The organism is Phyllobacterium lublinensis, from assembly GCF_020164435.1.
In the GTDB taxonomy this organism is placed as follows: Bacteria; Pseudomonadota; Alphaproteobacteria; order Rhizobiales; family Rhizobiaceae; genus Phyllobacterium; species Phyllobacterium lublinensis.
This window is the reverse complement of record NZ_JAIUDQ010000020.1, coordinates 1-10,176: the sequence shown is the minus strand read 5'-3', so window position 1 is coordinate 10,176 and position 10,176 is coordinate 1. Positions and strand designations below refer to the sequence as shown.

Annotated in this window: 14 protein-coding genes and 1 other RNA gene; 6 read left to right on the top strand and 9 right to left on the bottom strand. The window is 56.7% G+C overall.

Translation table 11 applies throughout. The features are described 5' to 3' along the window. Positions 1-70 precede the first annotated feature (70 nt). From K9U38_RS19785 to K9U38_RS19765, 5 genes are all read right to left on the bottom strand, one after another. Positions 71-556, bottom strand: coding sequence for a VOC family protein (locus K9U38_RS19785; RefSeq protein ID WP_224496074.1), 486 nt, complete (start codon positions 554-556; stop codon positions 71-73). Positions 557-706: 150 nt separating this feature from the next. Further along, positions 707-937, bottom strand: coding sequence for a ribbon-helix-helix domain-containing protein (locus K9U38_RS19780; protein ID WP_224496073.1), 231 nt, complete (start codon positions 935-937; stop codon positions 707-709). Further along, positions 934-1,152 (bottom strand): DUF4169 family protein, encoded by a 219-nt coding sequence (locus K9U38_RS19775; RefSeq protein ID WP_224496072.1) that lies wholly within the window; start codon positions 1,150-1,152, stop codon positions 934-936. Before K9U38_RS19775 ends, K9U38_RS19780 begins: the two co-directional genes overlap by 4 nt. Before the next feature lie 2 nt (positions 1,153-1,154). Then, positions 1,155-1,733, bottom strand: a complete 579-nt coding sequence (locus K9U38_RS19770) for an SspB family protein (protein ID WP_224496071.1) — start codon at positions 1,731-1,733, stop codon at positions 1,155-1,157. A gap of 224 nt (positions 1,734-1,957) precedes the next feature. After that, positions 1,958-2,656: a TetR/AcrR family transcriptional regulator gene (locus K9U38_RS19765; RefSeq protein ID WP_224496070.1), complete on the bottom strand. Its 699-nt coding sequence runs from the start codon at positions 2,654-2,656 to the stop codon at positions 1,958-1,960. Between the two features lie 210 nt (positions 2,657-2,866). On the opposite strand from K9U38_RS19765, the gene K9U38_RS19760 reads away from it, so the two are divergent. Beyond that, positions 2,867-4,075 carry a multidrug effflux MFS transporter gene (locus tag K9U38_RS19760; protein ID WP_224496069.1) on the top strand — a complete coding sequence of 403 codons (1,209 nt, stop codon included), beginning with the start codon at positions 2,867-2,869 and terminating at the stop codon, positions 4,073-4,075. Positions 4,076-4,388: 313 nt separating this feature from the next. Here K9U38_RS19760 and K9U38_RS19755 read toward each other — a convergent pair whose 3' ends face one another. From K9U38_RS19755 to ssrA, 4 genes are all read right to left on the bottom strand, one after another. Beyond that, positions 4,389-5,165, bottom strand: a complete 777-nt coding sequence (locus K9U38_RS19755) for a DUF899 domain-containing protein (protein ID WP_224496068.1) — start codon at positions 5,163-5,165, stop codon at positions 4,389-4,391. 51 nt (positions 5,166-5,216) lie between these two features. Further along, positions 5,217-5,693 carry an SRPBCC family protein gene (locus K9U38_RS19750; protein WP_224496067.1) on the bottom strand — a complete coding sequence of 159 codons (477 nt, stop codon included), beginning with the start codon at positions 5,691-5,693 and terminating at the stop codon, positions 5,217-5,219. Continuing rightward, positions 5,665-6,027: an ArsR/SmtB family transcription factor gene (locus tag K9U38_RS19745; RefSeq protein WP_224496066.1), complete on the bottom strand. Its 363-nt coding sequence runs from the start codon at positions 6,025-6,027 to the stop codon at positions 5,665-5,667. Before K9U38_RS19745 ends, K9U38_RS19750 begins: the two co-directional genes overlap by 29 nt. A 137-nt stretch (positions 6,028-6,164) precedes the next feature. Beyond that, positions 6,165-6,522, bottom strand: a transfer-messenger RNA (tmRNA) gene (gene ssrA / locus K9U38_RS19740). 143 nt (positions 6,523-6,665) lie between these two features. On the opposite strand from ssrA, the gene K9U38_RS19735 reads away from it, so the two are divergent. From K9U38_RS19735 to K9U38_RS19715, 5 genes are all read left to right on the top strand, one after another. Then, positions 6,666-6,977 carry a DUF2853 family protein gene (locus K9U38_RS19735; RefSeq protein WP_224496065.1) on the top strand — a complete coding sequence of 104 codons (312 nt, stop codon included), beginning with the start codon at positions 6,666-6,668 and terminating at the stop codon, positions 6,975-6,977. Positions 6,978-7,108: 131 nt separating this feature from the next. Beyond that, positions 7,109-7,903, top strand: coding sequence for a thymidylate synthase (locus K9U38_RS19730; protein ID WP_224496064.1), 795 nt, complete (start codon positions 7,109-7,111; stop codon positions 7,901-7,903). Between the two features lie 51 nt (positions 7,904-7,954). Beyond that, entirely contained in the window at positions 7,955-8,455 is a 501-nt protein-coding gene (locus K9U38_RS19725; RefSeq protein ID WP_224496063.1) for a dihydrofolate reductase, read from the top strand. 192 nt (positions 8,456-8,647) lie between these two features. After that, positions 8,648-9,748 (top strand): FtsH protease activity modulator HflK, encoded by a 1,101-nt coding sequence (gene hflK, locus K9U38_RS19720; protein ID WP_224496062.1) that lies wholly within the window; start codon positions 8,648-8,650, stop codon positions 9,746-9,748. Beyond that, a partial coding sequence (locus tag K9U38_RS19715) for an SPFH domain-containing protein (RefSeq protein WP_255607453.1) occupies positions 9,748-10,176 on the top strand: 429 nt, incomplete at its 3' end. The genes hflK and K9U38_RS19715, both read left to right, overlap by 1 nt.

Genomic DNA, 10,176 nt, shown 5'->3' with positions numbered 1-10,176 from the left:
GTTCACAATTCGAAGAAAAGTGGTAACGCTGTAGCTTCCCCACATTAAGCAGGCTAGCGCGGCAATCGATCTATTGCCCGTCGTAAGCTTCCTTGAGCTTCTGGATGTCGATTTTGTACATCTTCATCATGGCTGCCATGACACGGTCGGCTTTCGCCTGATCCTTGTCGCGCAGCATTTCAGGTAGAATGGAAGGAACGATTTGCCATGACAGGCCAAATTTGTCCTTCACCCAACTGCAGGGGCGGATTTCACCGCCGCCGGCAGTAAGCTTTTCGGTCAGGCTATCCACTTCTTCTTGGGTACTGCAATCGATGGAGAGCGAAATACCCTCGGTAAACTTGAATTCAGGCCCACCGTTCAAGGCAATATATTCCTGGCCTGCTAGCTGGAAAGTCGCGACGAGCAGCGAACCTTCCTTGGATCCCCCTTCTTTGCCCCAGTTCATCCTATTGAGAATTTTGCTGTCCTTGAAGATGGACATGTAAAAATCCATTGCCTCCTGGGCGTTTCCATCGAACCAAAGGCAGGGTGTAATCTTTTGTTTGGCAGGCATCGATTTTCCCTTTCGATCTGAATGCAACCGCTCCGAGGACGAACGGCGTCGGGCCGAGCCGACACCCGCGCGAAAATTTTTTGCTGCAAATTGACACCGATCGTTCCTGAAGCACTGGACGGAGCAGAATTGCTGAGTCGCCACAGGTGTTTACACGCGATTGTTGCCTGCGTTTCTAACCCAGTCGAGAACATGGAGCCTTAGTGCGGAGGAAAGATTTGAGTCGCGGTCCCGTGTTTCGTCAACCTCCGCGATGAGGGCGGCCAACGTCACATCACGAGCCTTGGCTATGTCCAGAAGGAGATCGTAGAAGGCGTCTTCGAGTGAAAAGCTCGTGCGATGGCCGTGAATGGAAACCGAGCGTTTGCGGACACCGCTCACTTCTTGTCCGTCGGCGCGTCGGACAGATCGGGCTCGTTGGATCTTTCCAGCCGGTTGTCGTCGAGGAAACGCGCGGACTTGCCTGTTGCCTCGCGTTCGAATTGCTTTTCCACCTTCGTGCGGCCAAATCGGACGCGGTTTTCTGCCGCAAGCTTTTCCTTGGCGTCCTTGGTCTTGCGCTTCTTGACCAGACGGAGGTTAACAATCTCGCCCACGACTATTTTTTCTTGCGGAAGGAGTCCAGCGACACGACGGAAGCTGATGACTTTTCACCACTTTCATCAGCCGCCTCAGGCTTTTCGCCGGGCTTGGCGGGCTTTCTTGCAGCCTTGACCGGAGGCTTCGGCTTGGCGCTCGGTGTCGCTACCTTCGGCTTGTCGATCGATTGAGGCGGCGCAATGCTGGTAATTCCCTGGTCGTTGTCGCCGACGGCCTCTTCCACTTCCACATCGAACTCGAGTTCGAAATTCACCGAAGGATCGTAAAAACCGCGAATCGCGGAGAAGGGCACGACAAGGCGCTCCGGCACGTCACCGAAGGAAAGCCCAACCTCGAACAAGGTATCCGTAACCTGGAGATCCCAGAACTGGTGCTGGAGGACGATGGTCATTTGTTCGGGATACTTCTCATGCAGGCGTGTCGAGATGCGGACCCCAGGTGCGCCCGTGAGAAATGTTACGAAGAAATGATGATTGCCCGGCAGACCTGCCTTGGCGACTTCGCCGAGCACTTTGCGGATAACGCCGCGTAGCGCTTCCTGGGCAAGTATATCGTAGCGGATCATATCTTGTGGCATGCGTTCTTATCCCATGGATTCACCCCTCCCTGTCAAGCGGGGATGGCAACCGTCATTCAATCATTATGGCGCATGGCTAACGGAATTGCGACCGATTGTCAGTCGCAGGCTCAAATTAAGTTTTGTCCGTGTGCCGGGGATGTGAGGCGGCGGCGCGCTGGTCCGCTAGTATTGCTGGCTTAAAGATTCGAACTGATGGGCGAGGCTGGCTGCTCGGAACGGAATCAGCCTACGGCTGCGAGCGATGGCGGTTGAACAATGTTCGGGCTGGCCGGCGTTCCATAGGCCCGCAGGAACGTCTGGACCGCATTGCGCCCGGCACTTTCCAGTTCCTCATCGGTTGGGGTTCCGCCGAAAAGACTGATCATCTGCAGGTCGGCATTGACCAGCGCCAGGAACTGGCGGGCGGCGAGGTCGAAGTCGTCAATCTGCAAGACCCCCTTGTGGCACAGCCGGGAAAACAATGCGCCGAGTGCCGAACTGATCTTGCCGGGCCCATGTTGCCGCCATGCCTCAAAAAGGTGCGGATACCGCTCGCCCTCAGACTGCACCAGCTTGCGCAGGAATTTGCCATCCTGGTTACAAAGACAGTTCTTGTTCAGGCGAACCGCGAATGCCGTCAGATCATCCTGAATATTGTCGGATTTGTCCGGGAAAGTCGCCAACATCGAATAGAGCATGGCATTGGACCGGTCCATTACATCCTCGACGACGGCGGTGAAAAGGGTTTCCTTCTCGCGATAGTGATTATATATTGTCTGGCGTGAAACGCAGGCTGCTGCGGCTATTTCATCTATACTCGCCCCAGAAAATCCTTCACGACAAAATACATGCGCTGCGGCGTCAAGTATCGAAAGGCGTTTTGCACACTGGCCACGTTGAGTATGGCCGGTCGCCCTGAGTGCTGGTTCACGATTTTTCATACACCCAAGATAATGCGTGTTGACGTTTTAGACAATGGTGTCTAAATTGACATATGTGTCCAAAATATTTGACACGTTTATTTTGCCGTGAAAGCACAGTCCTCCCAAGCCCGTGTCCTTCACCAACGATCCGGCTTAACCCTCCTGAGAGCAAATGGCGCGCTGAGGCAATCCGGCTTCGCGCAAACAGTTTCTTGAAAGATCTTCATCATGACGACTTCCTTCTTTCGCACTGCGCTCATCCTCGGTCTTCTGACTGCGATCGGACCGTTCGCGATCGACATGTATCTGCCGGCCATGCCGTCAATCGGCAAGGAATTGAGCGCAGAGAATCATGTCGTGCAGTTGAGCCTTCTGGCCTTCTTCATTTCGTTTGCCATCTTCCAGCTGATCTATGGACCCCTGTCCGACATGTGGGGCCGGAAGGCGCCGCTCTATATCGGGATCGGCCTCTTCGCGCTGGCCAGTATCGGTTGCGCGCTGGCCAGCGACATCGAAACCCTGATTGCTTTCCGCTTTCTCCAGGGTATTGGCGGTGCGGCAGGCATGGTCATACCCAGGGCCATCGTACGGGACATGCATACCGGCGTGCAGGCGGCGCGCCTGATGTCGCTGCTGATGCTGGTCTTCAGCATATCGCCAATCCTCGCTCCGCTTACGGGCAGCGCGGTCATCGAATTCTATGGCTGGCGCGGCGTGTTCTGGGCGGTGATGATTGCGGCCTTCATTGGCCTGGTTCTGCTTTCCACCCAGCTCAAGGAGACGCGCCCCCGGGAGGCACGCGCAGAAAGCGGCCTTGGCAGTGCCATGGCTGCCTATCGCCTGCTGCTCGGCGACCGCAACTTCCTGACCCTGACCTTTATCGGTGGCCTCGGAATTTCGAGCTTTCTGGTCTATCTGGCCAATTCTCCCTTCGTGCTCATCGATCACTATGGCCTGACGCCAACGCAATACAGCATCGCCTTCTCGATCAACGCGGTATCATTCTTCGCGGTGTCGCAACTGACCGGCTGGCTCGGTGACCGTTTCGGCCTGATCAGGGTGATGCGCCTTGCCGTGACGGCATTTTCGCTGACGATGGCAGCGATGGTCGTCGTCATGGGGTTGGGCTTCAGCCAGTTGCCGGTGATGGCCGCCTTCCTGTTCGTGGGTTATGGCTTCCTCGGCCTGGTCATTCCCACGTCGGCGGTGCTCGCCCTTGAGGACCACGGCGAAATCGCCGGAACGGCCTCGGCCTTGATGGGCACGCTGCACTTCGTGACCTCGGCCATCGCCATGGTAATCGCCGGGCTGTTCTTCGACGGAACAGCCCTGCCGATGGCAGCAGGCATTGCCCTGTGCGCGGTTGGTGCCTTCGTCCTGACGCAGGCTACGATCGGACGCCGGCGCGTTGTCGAGGTAGAGGCGGCCGCCGAGTGATTTTCTGATCCTCCATCAGATGCCAAGCAAAAGGGCCCGGGACGATGTTCCGGGCCTTTTTAGTTTGTAGTGCTGCCGCTGCAAATCGGTTGAGACATGAATTCTGCCAACACCGTCCGCTCGTTGGCGTGCGCGCGGACAGCATAATGCGACGCATGTTGCGCGGCCAGCAGAGAAGCTGTGGCCAGGATCGTTACGGCCGCTCCGACCCTCAGACATGACTGCGAGCCGGGCCGCCAGGCGAGCAGGGTCCTCGACCCCGTTCGCATGGCTGCGGCGAAGGCGAGGAGCAAAGCTCCAAGCGCGCAACACATCATGCCGCCGCGTGTGCGCCACAGGCGCAGCTGGCATCATGATACCGGCCATTGTTGGCGACGGTACCGCCCTTGCCATACATCGTCCTTGGGCGGGCCCAGTCGACGAGATTATAGTGCGGCCCGGGTTCGTTGCGACCCTTGGGCATGACGTCGAGGTAACCGTAAATCCCGAGGAATTGCTCGCCACCCCGGCTGAATGCCGAATAGGTGTGGAATATCTGGCCATCCTCGTCCTTGTAGAAGACGCTGTCGCCAGAAAGGTCTTCGAGGCCGCTATCCATGTACTCGTAGTTGTAGAAGGCGCGCTCGTCCGCCATCTCCTTCGGCGTGAAAGATACGTTGAAGTCGTAGTTGAAATCGCTGCGGAAGGACGAGACCCAGGGAAACTGCCAGCCCATGGCTTGGCGCAACGCTTCGATCTCGCCGATCGGTGCCCGGGCGATCGCCACATAGGTCACATCGTTGTTTTGCAGGTGGGCAAGGAGACCCTCGATGTGGTCGACCTCGAGCGAGCAGCCAACACATTGCTGCTTCTGATCCGGCCCCATCATGAAGTGCTTGACGAAGAGCTGGCTGCGACCGTCGAACAGTTCGGCCAGCGTCACCGGTCCCGAGCGGCTGTCGAACACGTATTCCTTGTCGATCTTGACCCAAGGCAGGGCCCGGCGCTGCGCGCTTATTTCCTCCTGGGCCCTGGTGAAGGCCTTCTCCTTGGCCAGAAGCGCGGTCCGCGCCCTCAACCATTCGTCCCTTGATGCGATTTCATGCTGCATGGCTTCCTCCTGTTGCGAAATGCTTGATGGGAATGCCGGAACGCCTCGAGCCTAGTCCTGTTCAAGCAGCTCCTGAAGGCGATCGAAGGCGCTGTTCCAGCCCTGAACGTGGCTGCTGCAATTCTCAGGCGTATCGAAGATGCTCTGACGGAATGTCATGAGGGTCTTGTCGTTCTGGGCCTCAAAGGTGATGTCGACCAGGGTTTCAAGACCGACGGTAATGCCGCTTTCCTGATCCCAGGCAAATGTGAAGGCCAGGTGCCTGCCAGGCACGATTTTCTGGTAGACGCCGCCATGCCAGAGTTTTTCGCCGCTGGCCGCAGAATCAAGGCACGCACGCCAGCTGCCGCCAACACGCAGGTCGGACTCCACGTAGCTCGCCGGGTAGTCGCGCGGTCCCATCCACTGCAGCATGCGCTTTGGGTCGGTGAATGCGTCGAACACCAACGCGGGCGGCGCGTTGAACAGACGCCTTATCGTCAGGACACGGCCGGCGGTTTCATTTGTCACGTGAGCTGTCTCGGACATCTTTTCCTCCATTGGTTTGCACCTCCTGCAGATACTCCTCCAGGCGATCGAAACTGCCTTCCCAAAAGCGCCGGTATTGTTCGAGCCAGTCCGTCGCATCCTTGAGCGGTGCCGCATCGAGGCTGCATGGCCGCCATTGGGCTTCCCTGCCGCGAATGATCAAACCGGCCCTTTCGAGCACTTTGAGGTGTTTGGTCACCGCGGGACCCGACATCCGGAACGGTTCGGCCAGTTCGGTTACTGACGTTGTGCCCAGCGCCAGGCGCGCCAGGATCGCCCTGCGGGTCGGATCGGCAAGAGCGGAAAAAATGTGGTCGAGTCGATCGGGTGTCATCAGCAATTAACCATTCGGTTATTTAACTAATTAGTTAGATACGCCATATGTTTGCCCGCGTCAAGCGAATCGTTTGGAAGCGCGCGGCAGCAATCCGGACAGACCTGGATCCGGAGATAGACAAGAAGGGAAAGGGAAGTGGAGGCTTCTGTTGCCAGGTGCCTCCGAACCCCGCCTAGAAGTGCGAACCCCTAGGACTTGATTTGAAGCTATCGCACCGCATTAAGCGGCGAGACGTGCTTCCGCATAGTTGTCGTTTGCAACTACTGAGTTAGCCCGATAACGGTGGTACAATGCCGGGCAAAAGAGCGATCTTTACACCCTTGTCGATCCTGTTTCGCCCCCGCCACAAGGCAGCGTTTGCTGCTGCATTGTGGTGGAGGCGCCGGGTACTGCCCCCGGGTCCAATGGGCTTATTGCATCGTCTGTTTATCACCATAGCTGGCCGAAGCCAGCAGCACTTATATAGGGCCTGTTTTGTCGAATTGAAAGAGTGGATTGACTTGCAACGGATGCTGGGGAATGTTTCGAGGTGTCTAATGAGTCATCGCCTCATGCATCGGCCAGTTTGTGCGATGTCTTAATCGTCAGGGAGGCTGCAATGCCGGTCATTGCATCCAGCAATCAGGGGATTTTTCATGAGTGACTATCTAAAAGATGTACGTCATTACGATGCTGCTGCCGATGAGGCGACCGTTGCAAAAATCGTCAAACATCTCGGAATTGCCCTGCGCAACAGGGATTCATCGCTGGTTTCATGCACTGATCCGGACGAATTGAAGCGTGTTCGCACCAATTGGGTCGAAAAGAAGCTCGGCATCACCGATGTCGCCAAGGCCGATGCTGCCATTGAATCGGTATGCTCGGCCATGAAGGCGGACAGCAGCAAGAGCCGCGTCACATTTTACTACCTGACAGCAAAGTCGCTTGGCGCGCTCGGCAGCCTCTGATCGCTTTCATGTCGCCAGATCAATCATCCCCGGCCGAACACCGGGGATTTTTTATGCATGCCCGCCCATTGCCGCTGTGGATCGTCCATAAGCCTTAGTGCTTCGTTAGACTGAATCTGCTAAGAGATGCCATGCGCACATATCTCGATCTCCTCCAGCACGTGCTTGATACGGGTGCCGATCGCGGCGACCGGACAGGCACGGGCACACGCTCCGTTTTCGGCTATCAGATGCGTTTCGATCTGGCAGCGGGATTTCCCATGCTGACAACGAAAAAGCTGCATTTGAAATCCATCATCCACGAGCTCCTGTGGTTCCTGCAGGGCGATACCAATATTGCCTACCTGAAGGAGAACGGCGTTACGATCTGGGACGAGTGGGCCGACGAGAATGGTGACCTTGGACCAGTCTATGGCTACCAGTGGCGCTCATGGCCAGCACCCGATGGCAGGCACATCGACCAGATTGCGAATCTTTTGAATGCGATACGCAAGAACCCTAACTCAAGACGTTTGATTGTTTCGGCATGGAATCCGGCGCTGGTTGATGAAATGGCCCTGCCGCCCTGCCATTGCCTGTTCCAGTTTTATGTGTCGGATGGCAAGCTCTCCTGTCAGCTCTATCAACGGTCTGCGGATATTTTCCTTGGCGTTCCGTTCAACATTGCTTCCTATGCGCTGCTGACGATGATGGTGGCCCAGGTCACAGGATTGCAGCCTGGCGATTTCGTTCACACACTTGGCGACGCACATCTCTACGCGAACCATTTCGAACAGGCGAAGCTGCAGCTGACCAGGCGGCCAGGTCCTCTGCCACAGATGCAGATCAATCCGGATGTGACCGACCTGTTCGCCTTCAAATATGATGATTTCCGTCTTGTCGACTACGTCGCCGAATCCAGTATCAGGGCGCCGATCGCGGTTTGACACCGCTCTCGGGACCTGAAGACGAGTATTCCCTGAAACGGAAGTGCCGGAATGATAAGTTTTGTTGTAGCGATTGCCGAAAATGGCGTGATCGGCCGTGAGAATGGCTTGCCATGGCGCTTGTCCTCGGACCTCAAGCGGTTCAAGGCCACGACGATGGGAAAGCCTATCATCATGGGCCGAAAGACGTGGGATTCGCTCGGGCGCCCACTGCCGGGCCGGACAAATATCGTCATTACCCGCGATCCGGCCTTTGCTGTTGACGGGGTCATTACTGTCCGATCCTTGGATGAAGCTTTGGTTGTGGCGGGAAGCCATGCTGGTGCGGACAAGGTCAACGAGATCTGCATTATAGGTGGCGGCGAGATCTTTCGTCAGACCCTGAACAGAGCCGACAGGCTCTATGTGACTTGGGTATTGGCTGAAGTTGATGGCGATGTGCATTTCCCGCCCATCGACCCACAAATCTGGGATGAGGTTTCCAGCGAAGACTTTCCCGCAGGTGAAAAAGACAATTACGCAACGCGCTTCGTCGTTTACGAACGGCGTTGATGAAATCGGGATTGACCCGGGCGATATGAAAATATCGTGATAAGCGAGCTTAATCCTTTGTCTTTTTACCAAATCCGCTTGAAAAGAGACCACGTGCGTTGAAAGCGTGCCTCGCCATCCCTATAAACGGGGCATCGGGTTAGCGGGAGGACGTCACGCAGTGGCAATTTCCGTTCAAATTAAGAGGTAGGAATGCCCTGGAGTAATCAGAACGGCGGCGGCGGCCCATGGGGTGGCGGCGGTAACAATAGTGGCGGTGGGGGCCCTTGGGGCCAGAAGCCGCAAGGAGGCGGCGGCGGTAATCCGCCTGACCTCGAAGACATTCTCCGCCGCGGTCAGGATCGTTTGCGTCAGGCACTTCCCGGTGGTTCGGGCGGCAGCCCGGCAATTTGGGGGCTGGCCGGACTGGCTCTGGTCGCATTCTGGCTTTTCCAGTCGATTTATACTGTCCAGCCCGATGAGCGCGCTGTCGAGTTGCGCTTCGGCAAGCCCAAGCCGGACATTTCCGAGCCGGGTCTGCATTTCCACTTCTGGCCGATCGAATCCTATGAAAAGATCGAGATCGTTGAAAAGCAGAAGAATATTGGCGGGCAGGGCGCCCGCGGTGCCAAGGAAGGCCTGATGCTCTCCGGCGATCAGAATATCGTCGACGTGCAGTTCTCGGTGCTCTATCGCGTCTCCGATCCGGTTGCCTATCTATTCCATGTCGAGAACCCGGAAAACCTCGTGCAGCAGGTTTCCGAAAGTGCAATGCGCGAGATCGTCGGCCGTAGCCCGGCTCAGGACATCTTCCGTGACAATCGTGCCGGCATCGCCAATGACGTGCGTGGGATCATCCAGAAGACCCTGGATGAGTATGGCGCGGGTGTGCAGATCAATGCGGTTTCAATCGAGGATGCAGCGCCGCCGCGTGAAGTGGCCGATGCCTTCGATGAAGTCCAGCGCGCCGAGCAGGATGAAGACCGCTTTGTCGAGGAATCCAACCAATATTCCAATCAGAAACTCGGCCAGGCACGCGGTGAAGGCGCGCAGATTCGTGAAGATGCGGCCGCCTACAAGAACCGGATCGTGCAGGAAGCAGCCGGTGAGGCGCAGCGCTTCACGTCTGTCTATGACCAGTACGTCAAGGCACCGGAAGTAACACGCAAGCGACTCTTCCTTGAGACCATGGAACGTGTTCTGAAGGACTCCAACAAGGTGATTGTCGACCAGAGCGGTCAGGGCGTCGTTCCTTACCTGCCATTGCAGGAACTCGCAAAGCCGCGCCCGGCCACCGTTGAGGGGACAAAATAATGAACCAGAACCGTCTTCCCCTTTATGCAGGTGTACTCGCGTTCATCGCACTCCTGGTCTATTCGTCGATCTTTGTCGTCAGGGCGGGTCAACAGGCTATCGTTCTGCGCTTTGGTCAGATTGTCGATGTGAAATCGGACCCCGGCATCTATTTCAAGCTGCCCTTCGGGTTCCTCGAGGCCGACAATGTGCAGATGATCGAGGATCGTCTGCTCAGTTTCGAACTCGACAATATCCGCGTTCAGGTTTCGGGCGGCAAGTTCTACGAAGTTGACGCCTTTCTGGTCTACCGGATCACCGATCCGCGCAAGTTCCGTCAAACGGTTTCCGGCGACATAACGCTGGCGGAGGCCCGTTTGCGTACACGTCTTGATGCTTCGTTGCGCGGTGTCTACGGTTTGCGCGGCTTCGAAGCAGATCGGAAGAGC

Excerpts from the sequence above, each read along its gene's own strand:
- K9U38_RS19750 (WP_224496067.1), bottom strand. The coding sequence starts at position 5,693 with ATGTCCGAGACAGCTCACGTGACAAATGAAACCGCCGGCCGTGTCCTG.
- hflK (WP_224496062.1), top strand. The coding sequence starts at position 8,648 with ATGCCCTGGAGTAATCAGAACGGCGGCGGCGGCCCATGGGGTGGCGGC.
- K9U38_RS19755 (WP_224496068.1), bottom strand. The coding sequence starts at position 5,165 with ATGCAGCATGAAATCGCATCAAGGGACGAATGGTTGAGGGCGCGGACC.
- K9U38_RS19735 (WP_224496065.1), top strand. The coding sequence starts at position 6,666 with ATGAGTGACTATCTAAAAGATGTACGTCATTACGATGCTGCTGCCGAT.
- K9U38_RS19770 (WP_224496071.1), bottom strand. The coding sequence starts at position 1,733 with ATGCCACAAGATATGATCCGCTACGATATACTTGCCCAGGAAGCGCTA.
- K9U38_RS19725 (WP_224496063.1), top strand. The coding sequence starts at position 7,955 with ATGATAAGTTTTGTTGTAGCGATTGCCGAAAATGGCGTGATCGGCCGT.
- K9U38_RS19730 (WP_224496064.1), top strand. The coding sequence starts at position 7,109 with ATGCGCACATATCTCGATCTCCTCCAGCACGTGCTTGATACGGGTGCC.
- K9U38_RS19760 (WP_224496069.1), top strand. The coding sequence starts at position 2,867 with ATGACGACTTCCTTCTTTCGCACTGCGCTCATCCTCGGTCTTCTGACT.
- K9U38_RS19745 (WP_224496066.1), bottom strand. The coding sequence starts at position 6,027 with ATGACACCCGATCGACTCGACCACATTTTTTCCGCTCTTGCCGATCCG.
- K9U38_RS19785 (WP_224496074.1), bottom strand. The coding sequence starts at position 556 with ATGCCTGCCAAACAAAAGATTACACCCTGCCTTTGGTTCGATGGAAAC.
- K9U38_RS19765 (WP_224496070.1), bottom strand. The coding sequence starts at position 2,656 with ATGAAAAATCGTGAACCAGCACTCAGGGCGACCGGCCATACTCAACGT.